The sequence below is a fragment of the Clostridium sp. 1001275B_160808_H3 genome (assembly GCF_015550425.1).
GTDB lineage: Bacteria > Bacillota > Clostridia > Clostridiales > Clostridiaceae > Clostridium.
Genome location: NZ_JADNAT010000003.1, coordinates 42,131 through 61,561 on the forward strand (window position 1 = coordinate 42,131; position 19,431 = coordinate 61,561).

Here is a 19,431-nt window from a genome sequence, read left to right on the forward strand (position 1 = left end):
TTATAATATATGAATATAAGAAGTATATTAAATAAAAGTCAGTAAATTAATCATAAGCATATTTACTGGCTTTTAATTTATTGTAATAAAAATTTATAAAAAGAACTGTAGTTTAAATTTTTTATTCCATATTTCCATATAATTTAAAAAATTCCCATATTCCTTTAAATTATGATAACAAATATTCATTCCTAATTTAAATCAGGTAAAAGAATCAGTAGGTTATAAAATATAAATTATTCATAATAAGTATACATAATAGTGTATCGTATAGGTAATATACAAATATAATATACATTATCAATAAATTTTAGAGGGGTTATATGAGTAGGGGGAAAAATAATAAACAAAGTAAGAAGAAAAATACAAAAAAAAGAGAATTTGGATTATATCCTGCACTTAAAAATACTGTGGATGGAGATAGATATGGCTATATAAATAAGGAAGGTAAAGAAGCAATTCCATTTAAGTTTACAAGGGCATATGATTTTAATGAACTTGGATTAGCAATAATTAAAGAAAATAGCAAGTTTGGAATAATTGATATGAAGGGAAATTATTATGTTAATCCTCAATTTGATAATATAAATCAGTATAAAGAAGGTAGGGCCATTTATACTGAAAAATCTAAAATGGGGGTTTTAGATGAAAAAGGAAATAAATTAAGAGATATAGTTTACGATTATATAGGAAACTACAATGATGGACATGCGGTTGTTGCAAAAAGAAATGGGAAAAGTTATAAATATGGATATATTGATTTAGATGCAAAAGAAATTACAGAAGTTAAATATATGAATGCAAGTGATTTCAATGATGGTTTTGGCTTAATAAAAATAAAAGAAAGAGAATATGCATTAATAGATAGACAAGGGAATATTAGCAATACTTATAATTTTGAATATGTTGGATCATATGGGGAAGACTTAATGGTATTTTCAATATTATTAGGTGGACCATATGGATATATAAACAGGGATGGAGAAATAGTTATTAGTCCAATTTATTGTGATGCCCAAGAATTTAATGATGGAGTAGCTGTGGTCAGTAGAGGTAATAATATAAGCTGTACACATGGAGTCATTGATAAATTAGGAAAGCAAATTTATGGAGATATCTATAGTGATGTAAAATATTTAGGTGAAGGTAAGGTAGCATTAGGTTTACCGATAGGAGATAATAGGATATTTCCAAGAAGTATTTATGCTATAGGAGATACCAAAGGAACTCTTTTAACAAAATTTAATTATCTTGAGATTGATAGCTACATTAAAGGATTATCATATGGATCTGATGATAAAAAAACATTTTTTTTAGATGAGTATGGGAAAATAATAAAAAATCTACCTATAGTTGATGGAAGTGGTCAACTTAGAGTTAAAGGTGAAATTATATATGCTAATATAGATTATTTTCCGTATTATTTAGATAAAAATAATAAAGTAATTTATCAACCGAATAAAGAGATTCCTTTAGATCAAAGATATTTTATAATAATTGATAAATATAAACCAAATATAAATTATCTCATATATATTCCACAAGTGAAAGGGATGCATGATGATAATATAGAAAAAGAAGTTAATTCAAGATTAAGGGAAATGTCATTTTTCATACCATCAAAAAGAGAATTGATAGGTAAGGAGAGAAATATTATAAATGATCAGGTATTATCATACAATTACTACGGAAATTTTCAAATATTATTTTACAGAGATAATTCAATAATCATAGATTTATTAGGATATTATTATCCATTAGGAGAAGTTCATGTAACACCAATAAGAAAAACCTGTGCTATTGATTTGTTGACGGGGAAATTTTATAAATTAAAGGATTTATTTAAAAGTAATACGAGCTGGATAAATAGGTTAAATGATATAATTAAGAATTTTATAGAAAATGACCCTAATTATGAATATGTTTTTCCAGATTCATTTAAAGGAATATCGGAGAATCATGACTTTTACCTAGATAAAGATAATTTATATATTTATTATCTTCCAAATGAAATAGGTCCTTATTCTGCTGGGGTTATTACTTTTAAAATACCACTTATACAAATACAAATTTATTTAGATAATCAAGGTGATTTTTATAAAGCATTCTATGGATAATTAGAAGAAGCATATTAGAATTTAAGTATTCTTATATGCTTTATTTTTAATGTTAAATATAATCTTAAATAATATACTCGTAAATGAGTATAAATAGAATAAAAAAATGAAAGCAAATCAAAAAAAACAAAGAAACAAAACAAATAGAAAGAATAATATATACTATATATAAATAAACAAAAGATATTTAGAAAGTGGAGACTAAGATGAACTATAATAATTCAGATTATAATTATGAGGATTATTTTAAAATAATGAGTATGAATAATGAAAATTGTTCATATACCGATTATGAACAATTAGATAATAATAAATATAGGGATAATCTAGAAGAAGGATTAAATAATATGAATCTTGATTTAAAAAGTTCATATACAATGAATCAAAATAATGAGAGAAACATAAATATGTTTCAAGGACATCAAAAAAATCAATACAGTCAAGAATTAATGAAATCACAAGAAAATGTGAAAGAAATTTTAATAAAAACTGCTGTTTTAATAATATCTTCTAATATCCTTATTTTAGTTTTGTAGTACTACTATATTTTATAGTAGTACTACAATTTAATATCTTTTATCTCTATTACACAGTTTCATATTTCACTTTCTTTCCATCTACTTACAAATTCATCAAGAATTATACGAAGTGTTTTTCCTATAGTGGTATAATCTTCATCTTTCAAATTTGCCAAAGAAATTCTTATAGACCATTCTGGTCCTTGAAATCCAGAACCACTTAATAATACAATAGATGATTCTTCAGCTAATCTATATAACACTTCAACAGGCTTATAATTGCTCTCAAGATAATTTGCAAACTTTGAACCATAATTATAATTTGCCCATTCTAATAAATCAAATTCTGTATAATAAGCTGCGTCATATATATCTTTTCTTAAATTTAGTCCGAGACTATCAAATAGTAGTTTTTGACGTCTATGACATATTTCTATAGTTTGATTTTTATATATGTTTTTATCATCTAATAATGCAAATGCACAGAAAAATGCCATTTGCACTTGTTGAGGTGTAGAAAGTCCAGCTGTATGGTTTAAGGCAACCTGTCTGCTATCTGCAACTATTCTATCTATGAATGGTATAGTTTCTGGATTTAAATTCATATCACCGTATCTTCTATTTAAAATTTTCTTTTTATCTTCTGACAATTCTTTAAGAAGTTTATCATATATATTTTTTTCATGAATAGCTATAGTTCCTAATCTCCAACCTGTAACTCCGAAATATTTAGAAAATGAATAAACCCCTATAGTGTTATAAGGTAAATCAGCCATTAATGATCTAAATTCAGGAACAAATGTACCATAAACATCATCAGATATTATCATTATATCTTTATTATACTCATTTACAATAGAAACAAGGTTTTTTCTACATTTACTGCTTAATGAAACAGATGGTGGATTACTTGGATTTACTATAAATAAAGCCTTTATAGAATTATCTTTAAGTTTTTCTAGTTCATGTAAAGGATATTGCCAAGTATGTGTTCCATCCGTGGTAGTTTCAGTAGCCTTTATAGGAACTATTTCTAAATCATATCTAGGCAAAACTGGTATTTCTAGATATGGAGTAAATATAGGTACCATTATTGCTATTTTGTCTTTGGGATTAAGAAGCATATTTGATCCTAAAGTATCAAATATGTAACACATTGCTGCAGTAGCTCCTTCTACCGCAAAAATATTAAATTTACCACTTGGAGGCTTGTTGTAACACATTTCTTGCACTAAATAATCATGAACTATTTGTTCAATATGAAATAGCATTCTATCTGGAACAGGATAGTTATCTCCGATAATTGCATCTGCTAATTCATATAAGTAATCATCGGCATTAAATTTTTTTTCATTTATTCCATATTCAATTATTTTTCTTAGTAATTCTATTCCTGGCAAAGTATTATTTTCATCTACAAATTTTATGAATCTATGGTAAATACCATTTCTTTTAGGCATTCCAGCTAGATTAACATTATAAAAATCTTTTTTAGTTTCATTAACAGCAAAAAGACCAAATGTAAAAAAGGCTTCTCTAGGAGTAGATGCTGTCCAATTTGGATTTCCCCGACCAGCATCTAAAAGAATACGAGCTGTTTTTTCATCTTCTCCATTAGCTAGTTCTATTAGCCTATTTTTAAATTCAAATGGACTTATTTTACCATAAATCTTTTCAATTTCTTCACGTTGTAAATTTTTGTCCATAGTTTTCTCCTTAATTAAAAAATTTATCTTATTTTTTGTTATGAATCTAAATATTATTCTTATAAATAATTAATACTAAAAATACATTAATATTTATATAATTAATCAAGTAAAATTCAATATAAGAACACGAATCATTTAACATTTTATATAAATTACAAAATACTATTTATATAAATAAATTATAATTTAATTAAATGTTAAATCTTTATTTCAATATCATATAATCTAAACTTAGATTTTTTTATTTAATGAAATATATTTACAATAAATGAAAGAGATTATATAATTATATAAAAATAATATCTTATTAAGAGCGGTGGAGGGACTGGCCCTTTGAAACCCAGCAACCTACTTTCTAGTGTGGTGCTAAATCCTACAGATTTTCTGAAAAATAAGAGTAATAGAATTTATATATAATTTTTATATAATCCTTTCTTATTTAGAAGGGATTTTTTATTTCTAAAAATATTGATGTTAGTTTTAAATATTATTAATCGATATTATAAGGGGGCTATATAATGAAGAGAAATTTTGAAATAGTTAAAGACTTAGAAAAGAGAATTTTAGTAATAGATGGGGCAATGGGAACTAATATTCAATCATTTATGTTGAAGGAATCTGATTATAGGGGGAATTTATTAAAAGACTTCAACCTAGATCAAAAAGGAAATAATGATTTGTTAAGTATAACAAAGCCAGAAGTAATTGATGAAATACATAGAGGATTTTTAGAAGCAGGTGCAGATATAATTGAAACTAATACATTAAATTCAAATAGAATATCTCAAGCTGATTTTGGGCTTGGAGATTTAGTTTACGATTTAAATTATAAAAGTGCAGAGATTGCTAAAAAGGCTTGTGATGATTTTTCAAAAAATGATGGCAAAAAAAGGTACGTAGCAGGATCTATAGGGCCAACAAATAGAATGGCATCATTATCTCCAGACGTTGAAGATCCTGGGTATAGGAATATATCTTTTGACCAGTTAAAAGAGGCATATGAAGAACAAATTGGTGCATTAATTGATGGTGGCATTGATTTAGTTTTAATAGAAACGATCTTTGATTCTTTAAATGCTAGAGCTGCTATTATGGCGGCTAATGATGTTTTCAGATTAAAAAATAAAGTTATTCCAATAATGATATCTGGAACTATATCCGATAAATCAGGAAGGATTTTATCAGGACAAAATCTTTCTGCTTTTGCTGCTTCTATGAAAAATGAAAATATCATTTCAATAGGACTAAATTGCTCTTTTGGAGCGAAAGATTTAAATCCTTTTATAAAAGAATTATCAGAAACTCAGGAGTTATTTATATCAGTTTATCCAAATGCAGGGTTGCCTAATGAATTAGGACTTTATGATGAGTCACCTAAAATAACGTCAAAGTGTATTGAAGAAATGCTAAAAGAAGGATATCTAAATATAGTAGGTGGATGCTGTGGAACTACTTATGAACATATAAAAGCAATTGCAAATATAGCTAAAAACTATAAACCAAGACTTGTAAAAGGAATTGAAATAGAAAGTGTATATAGTGGATTAGAAATAACCAAGGTGAATAAAGAAAGTAATTTTATTAATATTGGAGAAAGAACAAATGTTTCAGGATCTTTAAGGTTTGCACGACTTATTAGGGAAAAGAAATATGAAGAAGCTCTTGAAATTGCTAAAGAACAAGTTGAAAATGGTGCTCAAATAATAGATGTAAATTTTGATGATGGACTTTTAGATAGTGAAAAAGAAATGGAGTATTTTTTAAAACTCTTAGCTTCAGAACCAGATATTTCAGCTAAACCTATAATGATTGATTCATCAAGATGGGAAGTTATAGAAAAAGGTCTTAAAGTAATTCAAGGAAAACATATAGTAAATTCTATTTCTTTAAAAAATGGAGAAGAAGACTTTTTAAAGAAAGCAAAGATTATTAAAGATTTTGGAGCAGCAGTTGTCGTAATGGCTTTTGATGAAAAAGGCCAAGCAGATAGCTATGAAAAAAAGATAAGTATATGTAAAAGAGCTTATGATCTTTTAGTGAATAAAGTTAAATTTCCACCAGAGGATATAATATTCGATCCAAATATTTTAGCAATAGCTACAGGAATTGAAGAACATAATAATTATGCTTTAGATTTTATAAATGCAACTAAGTGGATAAAAGAAAATTTACCATATTCTAAGGTTTCAGGTGGAGTTAGTAATTTATCATTTTCTTTTAGAGGTAATAATAAAATAAGAGAAGCTATGCATTCAGTTTTCTTATATCATGCCATAAAAAATGGCATGGATATGGGGATTGTAAATCCAAGTATGATTCAAATATACGATAATATCCCTAAAGATTTACTTAAGTTAGTAGAAGACGTTGTTTTAAATAAATCTAAAAATGCAAATGAAATACTTTTAGAATCTGCATCTTTATATAAAAACGATTCGAAAGAAGATGAAGAAAGTAGAGATGACTGGAGAAATTTAGCTTGTAAGGGAAAATTAGATTATTCTATAGTAAAAGGAATCACTAATTATATAGAAGAAGATTTAAAAGAAGCATTAAAATTATATGACAATCCTTTGCAGATAATAGAAGAGCCATTAATGGGTGGAATGAAAAAGGTAGGTTCATTATTTGAAAGTGGAAAAATGTTTTTACCACAAGTAGTGAAATCTGCAAGAGTCATGAAAAAAGCTGTTTCTTTTTTAACACCATATATAAATAGTAAAAACGATGGTAAGTTTACTATGAATGGAAAGATATTAATAGCTACTGTAAAAGGTGACGTTCATGATATAGGAAAGAATATAGTTGGGGTTGTTTTATCTTGTAATAATTTTGAAGTTATAGATTTAGGGGTTATGGTTCCGTGTGAAGAAATAATTGATAAAGCAATTAAGGAAAATGTTGATATAATTGGTTTAAGTGGATTGATAACTCCATCTTTAAATGAAATGATAAATGTAGCAAAGGAAATGGAAAAAAGAAGCCTAAATATTCCACTTATTATTGGAGGTGCAACTACTTCTAAAATTCATACAGCGTTAAAAATAGATCCGAATTATAGTGGACCAGTAATTTATGGATATGATGCATCTAAAACTGTTGAGATTTGTAAGAAGTTAATATCAAGTGATAAGGATAAATTTATAAAGGAAACTAAGGAAGAGTATAGAGTGCAAAGAGAAAATTATAAAAATCTGAAACTTGAATTTCTTTCTCTAGAAGAAGCAAGGAAAAATAAACTTAAAATAGATTGGAAAAATACTCATATTAAAAAACCTAATTTTTTAGGCGTAAAAGAAATTTATAATTATACTATAAAAGATGTTAGACCTTTTATAGATTGGAGTTTCTTTTTTGCAGCCTGGGGAATGAAAATGAAATTCCCTAAAATTTTGGAAGATGATAATTATGGAAAAGAAGCAAAGAAAATTTATTTAGATGCAAATAAGTTATTAAATGATTTAGAAAATAGCGAAATAGTAAAGCTTAAAGGTGTATTTGGATTGTTTAAAGCAAGCTCTTACCAAGATGATATAATGCTTTTTGATAAAGATAACAATTTAATAGAAACTTTTAATATGTTTAGACAACAAAAGAAAAATGAAAATAATATTAATCTTTCTTTAAGTGACTATATAGCTCCAAAAGAATTAGAAATTGATGATTATATTGGTGCATTCTTAGTTACAAGTGGAACTGAGGCAAGACAATATGCAAAGAAGTTGAAAGAAAATGGAGATGATTATAGTTCTATGCTTTTAAGTTTTGTTTGTGATAGATTAGCAGAAGCTTTTGCAGAAAAATTACACTTGGATGTTAGAAAATATTATTGGGGTTATTCAAGTGAAGAAAGGTTAAATCACGAAGAATTACTTTCTGGAAAGTATAGAGGAATAAGACCAGCTGTAGGTTATCCATCAATGAAGGATCACAAAGAAATAAGAAAGATATTTAAGTTATTGAATGGAGAAGAATCAACTGGTGCAAAAGTTACGGAAAGTAATATGATTGATCCTCCATCATCAGTTTGTGGATTATATTTTGCAAATAGTGTAGCTAAGTATTTCGATGTTTATAAAATAGATAACAATCAATTAGAAGATTATGCAAAAAGAAATAATTCAGACTTAGAAGAATTGAAAAATAGACTTCCAAATATATTAATATAATTATTTACAAAAAAGAGAGCTTATAAAGTTTAACCATTCTTTATAAGTTCTCTTTTTTTATTTTAATATTAAGGGTTTAACTTTATTGAAATCTCCATCTAAAATTGAATAGTTACTATTAACGTCATCAACTAAATCAGGAGATAAGTTAGAATGAATATATAAGGTGTTTAATTTTACTTCTTTTGCACCTTGTATATCACAAATATAGTCATTTCCAATCATTATACTTTCAATTGGATTTAAATTATATTTTTCAATTAATGAATTATAAAAAAGTTTATCTGGTTTACAAACACAATAATCTGAAGAAAATAATATTTCATCAAAATATTTATCAATATCGAGCAATTTCATTTCATAAAGAGTAAAAACTCTTTGAGCATTAGATAATAGATATATATTTTTATTTTTAGATTTTAGATCTTCTAAAAATTCAATAACACCATTATAAAGAGATAATTTATTTATTGATAGTACCCTAAATATTTGTGCTGTATCTCTAATTGTATCATCACTTGGAAAAATAGCTTTCTTATTAAATAGTTCCTTAAATATTTCTTCTATATTAAAATCAGGAAAATTAGTATTTGTATTTAATTTTAAATTAGAACGTATTAATCGAGAATATTGATAATATAATTCTTTACTAGAATAATTTGCTCCTTTATATGAATAAAATAGAGCTAACTTTTCCCAAAGTAGCTGTGAATCTTCATTTGTATTTATATCAACTAATGTTCCATACAAATCAAATATATAGTTTTTAAACATGTGCAATCCTCCATAATCAAGTTATATATACTCTAATTCCTTTTATAAGGAATAAATCCTCTAATTAATATATAATTATAGAAGATTTGTATTTTTAAACAAAAATACTTTTATTTAATTTATATTTAATACTAATATTTTTTACCATAATGTGGACTGTAGTATTTATTAGTGATAAACTTAATAAAAAAGGAGGCTATAATATGAAATTAGAAATAAGTAAATATTTGAAAGAAATAAAACCTATTTTAAATAATCTTTTAGAAGAGTTACTAAAAGATTTTAAATATGTATCCATTTTGGCTACAGATTCTTTTGGTAAAAGATTTATTGTGTCTAAAAATACAGTAAGTATAAATGATGGGGCATTTATAGAAAGAGGATTTGTTGTAAAAGTTTATAACGGTGTAAATTATTCAGAGTATGCTTTTAATTATATTAATAAAGAAAATTTTAATGGCATAATTGAAGAAATAAAAAACAATTCAAAAAATTCTACTAACAATAATATTAATAGTTATCAGATTATAGATGAAGATGAAATAAAATTCTCTAAAGGAACAGAGATAAAAATTCATCCTAAAGATATTGGTGATAAAAATATATTGGAATCATTATCAAAAATAAAAAATGAAGGATTATCATTAAATAATAATGTAGTAGATTTTCGAGCTTTTTACGAATATATGAACGTTAATAAAATATTTTTATCTTCTAAGAAGGACTTAGAGCAAAGTTTAATGTGGGGAAATGGTATGTGCCTTTGTATAGCTGCTGATGAAAATGGAAATAAAATTGGAACAAGAATTTTTTCAGGTGCTAAGGGTGGAGAATTATTAAATGAAATGAATGGCGTTGCAAATGAACTTGTAGATGAAACAGTCAAACTTCTATCTGCTAAAAAGATTACGCCAGGTGAATATGATGTTATATGTACTCCAGATATCACTGGATTAATAGTTCATGAAGCTTTTGGACATGGGGTAGAAATGGACATGTTTTTAAAAGATAGGGCAAAGTCCAAAGACTTTATGGGAGAGTATGTTGCATCAGATATAGTTACTATGCATGATGGAGCAGCATCTATAGAAGAAACAGGATCTTATTTCTTTGATGATGAAGGGAATATGGCAAGTGACACTATAATAATTAAAAATGGGATATTAAAAACTGGAATAAATGATAGCTTGACAGCTTTAGCGTTAAATGAAAAAACTACTGGTAATGGAAGAAGGCAAAGTTTTGATAGAAAAGCTTATACTAGAATGACAAATACTTATATCGAATATGGTAATAGTACTGTAGAAGAAATGATAAAATCAGTAAAATATGGATTTTTAATAGATTCTGCAGAAAGTGGAATGGAAGATCCTAAAAATTGGGGAATTCAATGTATTGCAAATATAGGAAGGGAAATAAAAGATGGTAAATTAACTGGAAAGATATTTTCACCTATAATAATTACAGGATATGTTCCTGATTTGTTAAAATCTATTTCAATGATATCAAGTGAATTTGGAACTAGTGGTACAGGATATTGTGGAAAAGGTTATAAAGAATTTGTTAAAGTTTCAGCAGGTGGGCCTTATATAAAATGTAAGGCTAGATTGGGATAGAGGTGAATTTTATGATAAATTTAATTAAAGAATTATTAAAGAAACATAATATAGAAGAATATATAGTTTCAGAAACTGAATTCGAAGATGTAGAACTTTACTTTATAAAAGATTCACTTGATATGAAGAGGTCAAAGCATTTATTGAATTATTCAGTTAAAATATTTAATAATTTTGATGAAAATGGAGAAAAATTTAAAGGAGAAACTACATTAACTATATATCCCTCAATGACAAAGGAGGAGATAGATAAAGCTATTGAAGAAGGATATTATATTGCTTCATTAGTTAAGAATAAATATTATGATTTACCTAAGGGGAATAAAAATGAAAAAATTTTAATTGAAAGCAAACTTTCTGAAAGTACTTTGGAAGAAAATGCTATAAAATTAGAAAAAGCACTATTTAAAAATAATAATATAGATAAGGGATTTATTAATTCAGCAGAAATCTTTGTTGAAAAGGTAAGAAAGAAAATTGTAGGATCTAATGGAACTGATATAGAATATACAAAATATAGCACTAATGGAGAATATGTAACTCAATGGATAGATAAAGAAGATGTAGAGTTATATAATAGCTTTAGTTATAATGATTTAGAAGAAGATGAGCTAAGTTTAAAAGTTAAAGAATCAATTATAAATACCGGTTATAGAGAAAAGAGTTTAAATCCACCTAAAACAGATTTCTATAATGTAATTTTATCAGGTGAAGAAGTGAAAACATTATTAAGCTACTACTTGGAAAATTCTGAAGCTTCAATGATTTACCAAGGATATTCAAATTTCAAGATAAATAGTAGTGTTCAAGGAAAAGATGTAAAGGGAGATAAAATAAACATTAAACTAACATCTAGCGTACCATTTAGTAATGAAGGTGTTAAATTGATAGATAGAACTTTAATTGATAATTGTGAATTAAAGAGTATATATGGATCTTCAAGATTTATGAACTACTTAAGATTAGAGCCAATTGGTGAATATGATGGGGCAATAATATCGGAAGGAAACACACCTTTTAATGATATGATAAAAAATGGAGATCTTCACATTATTAAATTTTCAGATTTCCAAATGGATTCTTTAACAGGAGATTTTTTTGGTGAAATTAGACTTGCTTTATTAAAGGATGGAGATAATATAATTCCTTTAACTGGAGGGTCATTATCTGCTAATATAAAAGATGTTCAAGGTGATTTTATTTTATCTAAAGAAGTACAAAATTTAGAATCTTATAAATTACCATTAGCCATAAAGTTAAATGGCGTGGAAGTTTCAGGAAAATAGAGGAAGGGGCTGAATATATAGCCCTTTTTACTTTTATTTAAGAAATATAGAAAAATCTATCAATTTGAATATATAGATTTTTAGTGTATTATATAAATAATGAAACAAATGAATGCAAAGGAGAATAATTATGAAGACTTTAGTAATTAATTGCGGAAGCTCATCTTTAAAATATCAATTAATTGATATGGAAACAGAAAATTCATTAGTACAAGGATTAGTAGAAAGAATAGGAATTGAAGGTTCTATATTAACTCAAAAAGTTGAAGGTAAAGATAAATATATTATTAGAGAATCTATGCCAAATCATAAGGCGGCAATTAAGTTAGTTTTAGAAGCTTTAGTTAACAAAGATCATGGCGTTATTAAATCAATGGATGAAATTGGTGCTGTTGGGCATAGAGTAGTTCATGGAGGAGAAAAATATTCTCATTCAGTTATAATAGATGACACTGTATTAGATTCAATTAGAGATTGTATATCTCTTGCTCCACTTCACAATCCACCAAATATAGTTGGTATTGAGGCTTGTATTGAGCTTATGCCAAATACACCAATGGTAGCAGTATTTGATACAGCATTCCATCAAACTATGCCAAAGGAAGCTTATATATGTCCACTACCATATGAGCTTTATGAAAAGTATGGCATAAGAAAATATGGATTCCATGGTACTTCACATAAATACGTATCTCAAAAAGTTGCAGACGTAATGGGAAAAGACATAAAGGATTTAAAAATTATAACATGCCACTTAGGCAATGGATGTTCATTAGCAGCAGTAAAAGGTGGAGAATCAATAGATACTTCTATGGGATTTACACCTTTAGCAGGAGTAATGATGGGAACTAGATCAGGAAGTATAGACCCTTCAGTTATCAGTTTCCTTTCAGAACAACATGGATATAAAATTAGTGATATAGATGAATTACTAAATAAAAAATCTGGAGTTTTAGGTATTTCAGGAGTATCTTCAGATTTTAGAGATGTTATTGAAGCAGCTAATAAAGGAAATGAAAGAGCTAAACTTGCATTAGATATATTCCACTATAAAGTTAGAGCTCAAATTGCAGCATATGCAGGTATAATGGGTGGAGTAGATGTTATAGTATTTACTGCTGGTATAGGAGAAAATTCTTCTTTAACTAGAAAGGAATGCTTAAATGGTCTTGAATTTTTAGGATTTAAGATAGATGACGAAAAAAATGCTGTAAGAGGTGAAATTCAAGAAATTTCAACTAATGATTCAAGAGTAAAAGTTTATGAAATTCCAACTAATGAAGAGCTTATGATTGCTAGAGATACTGTAAGGTTAATAAATAAGTAATAAATATTTAAATAAAATTAATAATTATACACTATGGAAGCAGATCTGACTAAGGTCTGCTTTTATATTTTACAATCTGTAGAAATTAGAAAAAATACATTTCAAAGAAAAAATTAATATATGATTATAAGTTAGATGTATATAGCAATAAGCTAGGTTATATTGTATTTGTAAAAAAAATATGAAAAGAATTTTGCTAAATATTATTGATGAAAATTTAATTTTATAAAATTAAAAACTGTAAAAATTCGATTAATATTAAGAAAGTTAAAGATTTTAATAGATAAATAAAATTTATTAAAATAATTAAGATTTGTAAATAATAATCATTATTAATATAATAAAATTAATTAATAATTAAATAAAGATAGAAGGAGATTGAAAAATGATATCAGTTTGCCCAGTATGTTCAGGAATAGATATAGAAAAATTAGAAGAGAAGTTTGGAAAAGATAATGTAGAAGTAGGATGTATAGGAGAATGTGGCGGAAGAGATGGCCTTATAATAGGATATGCTAATGGAAAATACATTGAAACTGAAACAGAAGAAGAGTTTATTAACGAAATAGAAGAGTAGTAATACAACACCTTAGAGAATAATACTCTAGGGTGTTAAATTTTTTATAATATATTAATAATATGGTAATATATAAGTAAGGAGTGATTATATGAATAATTTAAGTAATAGAACTAAAGGTATACTATTTTTAGTATTTTCAGCCTTTGGCTTTGCGGTAATGTCTGCTTTTGTAAAACTAGCAGGAGATTTACCTTCCTTTCAAAAAACATTTTTTAGAAATTTAGTATCTTGCATAATAGCGCTATTTTTTATTATAAAGAATAAAGAAAGTTTTTTTGGAAAAAAAGAAAATCAAAAGGTCTTATTATTAAGATCGGCATTAGGAACAGTAGGAATAGTTTTAAATTTCTATTCAATTGATAAATTAGTTTTATCAGATGCAAATATGTTAAATAAGTTGAGTCCGTTTTTTGTAATTATTTTTTCAGCATTGTTCTTAAGTGAAAAGATAAATTATAAACAATTTATGGCGATTATTATAGCTTTTATTGGAACATTATTTATAATAAAACCTAGTTTTAATTTAGATATGATTCCAGCTATTATGGGAATATTAGGTGCAGTTTTTGCTGCAGGGGCATATACTTGTCTTAGAGTACTTGGAGGAAGAGAAAAGCATTATACAATAGTATTTTATTTTTCATTATTTTCTTTGATAGTAATTTTCCCATTTATGATGGCAGTATATACTCCTATGACTATTCAGCAACTTTTTTATTTATTAATGGCTGGTGTATTTGCAAGTATAGGCCAATTTGGTATAACTATTGCATACAAATATGCCCCAGCAAAAGAAATTTCTATTTTTGATTATTCCAATATTTTATTTTCAGCTATTATAAGCTTTTTGATTTTTGGGGTATTACCAGATACACTAAGTTTCATTGGATATTTTATTATTTTTGCTGCATCTTATTATATGTATATTTATAATAAAAAGTTAGATAAGGCAGAAGGTAAATAAATTAATTTATAGTTTTAAACACTATTATATAAAAAACATATAATATTATTATATAAGCATTAAGAAAACTGGTGGTGACTAATTGGTAGGTTTTATTATTCTTGGGCATGGTGAATTTGCAACAGGTATGTATAGTGCTTGTAAGTTGGTTGATAAAACTTATTCAAATGTTAAGGCAATTGACTTTCTTGATAGTGACAGTATTTATGAATTAGATAACAAAATTAAATTGGTTTTAGAAGAGTTAAGATGTTATGAAGATATAATAGTATTTTGTGATTTATTTTCCGGAAGTCCCTTCAAATTATCATTAATTAATTCTATATATGATTGTAATAGATTCACTATATTATCTGGAGTGAATTTACCCATAGTTTTGGAAGGAATAATGATAGGACAGTATAATAAATGTAATGCAGTAAAGCTTGTTAAAACATTAAAAAATGAATTTCCAAATACATTGGTTCACATGTTGAATTAAATAAAAAGAAACCTCTCATTAAGAGAGGTTTTTTTTAACCTAATATATTTTTTACCATAGGATTAATTTTTGATCTATCAAACTTACCATTTACTTTTGGCATTATTTCCTTCATTATTTTTCCCATATCTTTAGGACCATAATTACCATTTGTAATTATTTCTTTAAGCATAGCTTCAACTTCTTCTTCAGTTAATTGTGCTGGAAGATATGGAGTTAATAAATTAATTGCAAAATTTCCTTCTTCAATCTTGTCATTGTCATTTAATTGAATAGCATATTGAAGAGCTTCTTTAAGTTGTTTAATTTGCTTTTCTATAATTTTTATAACATCTTCATCTGAAATATCTTTTCTTTCATTAACTTCAAAAGCTTTAATTTCTGAATTAACTAGTCTTAAAACATTAACAGTAGCTTTATCTCTAGCTTTCATAGCAGCTATTTCGTTCTTTTTTAGTTCTTCTTTTAACATATCATTTCACCTCACTAGAATACTTATAATAAACAATATTGTTTATCCTTGTTAAAATTATATACTTTAAGGAATATTATTGCAAGAAATCTAAGTATAAGTAAACCTTAATCTATGTATAAATCCTTTCCTATACCTATACACTTAGAATTTGAACCATGACCTAATTCATCTGTTTTAGCAATAGGAATATTAGGATTATCAATTATTTTTATAATTATATCTTCGATTTTAGGTGATGATGGATCTTTTTCTAATTCGGTAAATGTACCTAATAAAATTCCACTTATATTATTAAAAGCTCCAATTTGTTTGTATTGAGTTAGAAAGGTTGATATTTTATTAACATCTCCGCTTAATGCTTCAAGAAAAAGTATTTTATTTTTAAAATCTGGCATGAACTTTGTTCCAGCTAACTTTAAAAAGCATCTAATATTACCTCCGATAACAGTTCCAGACATAGAACTTCCTTGAATCCATTTATAATTAAAGTTAAATAAATCAGGAATTCCTTCTAAAATGCTATTTTTAAAATTATTTATTTGCTTTATAGAATTCTCCCTTATAAGATTTCTTAATTGGTAGTTATAATTAACAGTATTTGATTGTTTTAATAATGCATTTAAAACTACAGTTAAATCGCTATATCCAAAGAAAGGTTTCTTAGATTTTGAAATAATATCATAATCTAAATAATCAAGAATTTCGTTACATAAGTCGCCACCAGATAAATCAAATATAATTTTGATATCTTCATTAATATATAAATTCATAAGCTCTTTTGCTCTAATCTTAGCATCATAAGTAATTCCGAATTTATCTTTAAATAATGATTTAGATTTTATAACATTAATTTGCATAGATGATAATATAGAAATTAATTCGTCTATTTTCTCAATCATATTTATATCTAAACCATTTGAGCATGATATTAGTCCAATTGTATCATTTTTATTTAATAAACTTTTCATAAATCCTCCAGAATATTAATTATTTATTATTTAGTATAAAAAATAAAAGTAAAAAAAGCAATTAATTTACTTATACTATTTATTCATACAAATAATATGTTGGGATTAAAGTAGTTATTTATTTTTATAAAGTAATATAAAACAATGAGATATATAAAATGTATATTAATATAATATTTAATTTTTAAATTTCTATATTATGTATATCAATAAGAGAATAATAAACTTAAATTTAGAATATTTTTATAGTGTATAAGTTTATAAGTGGAGGATATATGAAGTATAGACTTTATGTAAATGGTAAATGTAAAAATACTAGAAATTTTCAAAGTGATATTGGAATTGGTGGTGTAATTTTAAGTGATCATGGAGAAGAAACTTCATTTTCAAGAAATGTAGGGGTAGGAACTTGCTCAGAGGCGCAAATCTATGCTATATTGCAAGGTATAGATGAAATATCAAAGTTTAATAATGCTACCAGTATTATAGTGTATGTTTCAAATTTAATGCTTGTAGAATATCTAAATGGTAGAAAGCTTGATGTGAGTCCTGGAACGGAAATTTTAGTAAATAGATTAAACAATCTGATGAAAAATTTGAAAATTAGTATATATTATGAGTATTTTGAAGTTAATGATTATAATTACGTAAGAACCTTAGCAGAAGACGCTTTAGAGTTATAAGAACGCTTTTGAAAAATTGGGAAAGTATAGTAAAATATATATATATTAAATTATATATTAAATAAGGGGTGAATTTTATGGTAAAGAAATTACAAGTATATAAATGTGGAATTTGTGGATCAATGGTTGAAGTTTTAAATGAAGCAATGGGAACTTTAGTATGTTGCGGCAAACCAATGACATTATTAAATGAAAACACTGTTGATGCTGCTGTAGAAAAGCATATACCTGTAGCTGTAGAAAAAAATGGAGAACTTTTAGTTAAAGTTGGAGAAGTTGAACATCCAATGGTGGACGAGCATTTTATTCAATGGGTAGAAGTTATAACTAAAGATGGAGAAGTTTTAAGAAAAGAATTAAATCCAGGTGAAAAACCACAAACTACATTTAAAGTAAGTGGTAATGTAGATAGAGTTAGAGAATACTGTAACTTACATGGATTATGGAGTACTAAATAGTAAATAATAAATAGTAAAAATGCTATCTTGGATTTATAAGATAGCATTTTATTTAGTTGTTAATTAAATGCTTATTATTTACATTGGTATGTACAAATGATAGAATTTACAGGTAGTAATAATGAAATGGAGGTAGTACGAATGAAGAAGTATTATAATATGACTACTTTTTTGACATTTGGAGTTTTTAGTATATTAACAACTTTTTATTTTCCTTATTTAAATCAAGAAATTGGTTTATCATTAGGAGAAGTTGGACGAGTGGTATCGATAGGGGCATTATTTACTTTAGTTGCACAACCTATATTATCAAATAGGTTTTCTAAAGTAAAAAATAAAAATAGATTTATATTAATTTATTTAATTAGCGTTTTTATATCTATAGTAGGACTTATGTTTATAAATGAGAACTTATCTATAATATTTGCACCTATATATGGTTCTTTACTTGGATCAGTAGCAGGAATATTTGAAGTATACATTGAAGAATTATCAATAAGAAATGGATATGAATTTTCTGATATAAGAAAATGGGGTTCTATAGGATATGCATGTATAGTGTTTATTGCAGGTATTGTAATAAATAATTTTGGATATAGAATATTACATATTTTAGCACTACTTATGGTTAGTGCAATGATGTTAGTCATACTTCTAAAGTTTAAGGATGATATAGAAATAAACGAAAAACAAAATAACGCAACAATAGCAGATTTATTTAAAGACAAGAATATTATATTTCTTATAATAGTAGTATTTTTAGGCATGGGGAGCTATATGGGCTTAGACTTTGCTTATTCTTCTTACTTAGTAGACATAGTTGGTGATGTTAATAAAGCAAATGAAATATATAGTGCATCAATAAGTTTTAGGGTTGTAATTGAATTCTTTGCATTTATGATAATTGGTAAATATTTAAGTAATGCTAATAGTAAAAAGTGTCTTACTATTGCTTTATCAATAGCTGCAATTAAAGTATTATTATTATCAAGTGGAAGTGTTTTTCTTGTAGTCTTAGGAGATCAACTTCATGGAATAATGTATGGATTATATTTAAGCTTCTTATTTAAATATTTAAGAGAGATATTGGATGAGCATTTAGTTGCTACTTCATTTGCAGTATTGTCTGTATTAAGTACTGGAGGTTCTAATTTTATATATCCTTCTATTTATAGCTTAATTCAAGGAAGGTTTGGATATTCTGGAATGTATATATTAGGATTTATATTACTAATGTTGTCAGTAGTGATTTTCTTTAGCTTTTTACCAAATTCAAAGAAGTCTATAAAGTAAAATATTTATGTTA

The 19,431-nt window shown here is 26.0% G+C and carries 16 protein-coding genes and 1 riboswitch; of the genes, 12 read left to right on the forward strand and 4 right to left on the reverse strand.

Going from position 1 to position 19,431, the window contains the following annotated elements; genetic code table 11:
- Positions 1-323: 323 nt before the first annotated feature.
- Positions 324-2,117, forward strand: coding sequence for a WG repeat-containing protein (locus tag I2A75_RS03305; protein ID WP_195263052.1), 1,794 nt, complete (start codon positions 324-326; stop codon positions 2,115-2,117).
- A gap of 206 nt (positions 2,118-2,323) precedes the next feature.
- A complete protein-coding gene (locus I2A75_RS03310) occupies positions 2,324-2,653 on the forward strand; it encodes a hypothetical protein (RefSeq protein WP_195263053.1) in 330 nt (109 codons plus the stop codon).
- 59 nt (positions 2,654-2,712) lie between these two features.
- Here the strand turns inward: I2A75_RS03310 and aspD are convergent, their stop codons facing one another.
- Positions 2,713-4,341, reverse strand: a complete 1,629-nt coding sequence (gene aspD, locus I2A75_RS03315) for an aspartate 4-decarboxylase (protein WP_195263054.1) — start codon at positions 4,339-4,341, stop codon at positions 2,713-2,715.
- A gap of 304 nt (positions 4,342-4,645) precedes the next feature.
- A riboswitch (SAM riboswitch) is annotated at positions 4,646-4,742 on the forward strand.
- A gap of 120 nt (positions 4,743-4,862) precedes the next feature.
- On the opposite strand from aspD, the gene metH reads away from it, so the two are divergent.
- The gene (gene metH / locus I2A75_RS03320; protein WP_195263055.1) at positions 4,863-8,513 is read left to right on the forward strand and encodes a methionine synthase; all 3,651 of its coding nucleotides are present in this window, start codon (positions 4,863-4,865) and stop codon (positions 8,511-8,513) included.
- A 57-nt stretch (positions 8,514-8,570) separates the two neighbouring features.
- On the opposite strand, the gene I2A75_RS03325 is transcribed toward metH, so the two are convergent.
- Positions 8,571-9,287: an HAD family hydrolase gene (locus tag I2A75_RS03325; protein ID WP_195263056.1), complete on the reverse strand. Its 717-nt coding sequence runs from the start codon at positions 9,285-9,287 to the stop codon at positions 8,571-8,573.
- Positions 9,288-9,490: 203 nt separating this feature from the next.
- Between I2A75_RS03325 and I2A75_RS03330 the strand changes: the two genes are divergently transcribed.
- The 6 genes from I2A75_RS03330 (at position 9,491) to I2A75_RS03355 (ending at position 15,541) form a co-directional block, all read left to right on the forward strand.
- Positions 9,491-10,903 (forward strand): TldD/PmbA family protein, encoded by a 1,413-nt coding sequence (locus I2A75_RS03330; protein WP_195263057.1) that lies wholly within the window; start codon positions 9,491-9,493, stop codon positions 10,901-10,903.
- Between the two features lie 11 nt (positions 10,904-10,914).
- Positions 10,915-12,189: a metallopeptidase TldD-related protein gene (locus tag I2A75_RS03335; protein ID WP_195263058.1), complete on the forward strand. Its 1,275-nt coding sequence runs from the start codon at positions 10,915-10,917 to the stop codon at positions 12,187-12,189.
- 130 nt (positions 12,190-12,319) lie between these two features.
- Positions 12,320-13,516 carry an acetate kinase gene (locus I2A75_RS03340; protein ID WP_195263059.1) on the forward strand — a complete coding sequence of 399 codons (1,197 nt, stop codon included), beginning with the start codon at positions 12,320-12,322 and terminating at the stop codon, positions 13,514-13,516.
- A 385-nt stretch (positions 13,517-13,901) separates the two neighbouring features.
- Complete coding sequence (locus I2A75_RS03345; protein WP_195263060.1) at positions 13,902-14,093, forward strand: DUF1450 domain-containing protein; 192 nt, start codon at positions 13,902-13,904, stop codon at positions 14,091-14,093.
- A 91-nt stretch (positions 14,094-14,184) separates the two neighbouring features.
- On the forward strand, positions 14,185-15,060 hold the full coding sequence (locus tag I2A75_RS03350) for a DMT family transporter (RefSeq protein WP_195263061.1): 876 nt from the start codon (positions 14,185-14,187) through the stop codon (positions 15,058-15,060).
- Between the two features lie 82 nt (positions 15,061-15,142).
- Entirely contained in the window at positions 15,143-15,541 is a 399-nt protein-coding gene (locus tag I2A75_RS03355; protein ID WP_195263062.1) for a PTS fructose transporter subunit IIA, read from the forward strand.
- Between the two features lie 34 nt (positions 15,542-15,575).
- Here I2A75_RS03355 and I2A75_RS03360 read toward each other — a convergent pair whose 3' ends face one another.
- Together I2A75_RS03360 and I2A75_RS03365 are read right to left on the reverse strand one after the other, a co-directional pair.
- Entirely contained in the window at positions 15,576-16,013 is a 438-nt protein-coding gene (locus I2A75_RS03360; protein WP_195263063.1) for a GatB/YqeY domain-containing protein, read from the reverse strand.
- 107 nt (positions 16,014-16,120) lie between these two features.
- Positions 16,121-16,984 carry an LD-carboxypeptidase gene (locus tag I2A75_RS03365; RefSeq protein ID WP_195263064.1) on the reverse strand — a complete coding sequence of 288 codons (864 nt, stop codon included), beginning with the start codon at positions 16,982-16,984 and terminating at the stop codon, positions 16,121-16,123.
- Positions 16,985-17,259: 275 nt separating this feature from the next.
- On the opposite strand from I2A75_RS03365, the gene I2A75_RS03370 reads away from it, so the two are divergent.
- From I2A75_RS03370 to I2A75_RS03380, 3 genes are all read left to right on the forward strand, one after another.
- A complete protein-coding gene (locus I2A75_RS03370) occupies positions 17,260-17,667 on the forward strand; it encodes a reverse transcriptase-like protein (RefSeq protein WP_195263065.1) in 408 nt (135 codons plus the stop codon).
- A 77-nt stretch (positions 17,668-17,744) separates the two neighbouring features.
- On the forward strand, positions 17,745-18,125 hold the full coding sequence (locus I2A75_RS03375; protein ID WP_195263066.1) for a desulfoferrodoxin: 381 nt from the start codon (positions 17,745-17,747) through the stop codon (positions 18,123-18,125).
- A gap of 141 nt (positions 18,126-18,266) precedes the next feature.
- On the forward strand, positions 18,267-19,418 hold the full coding sequence (locus I2A75_RS03380) for an MFS transporter (RefSeq protein WP_195263067.1): 1,152 nt from the start codon (positions 18,267-18,269) through the stop codon (positions 19,416-19,418).
- The last annotated feature ends 13 nt before the right edge of the window (positions 19,419-19,431 follow it).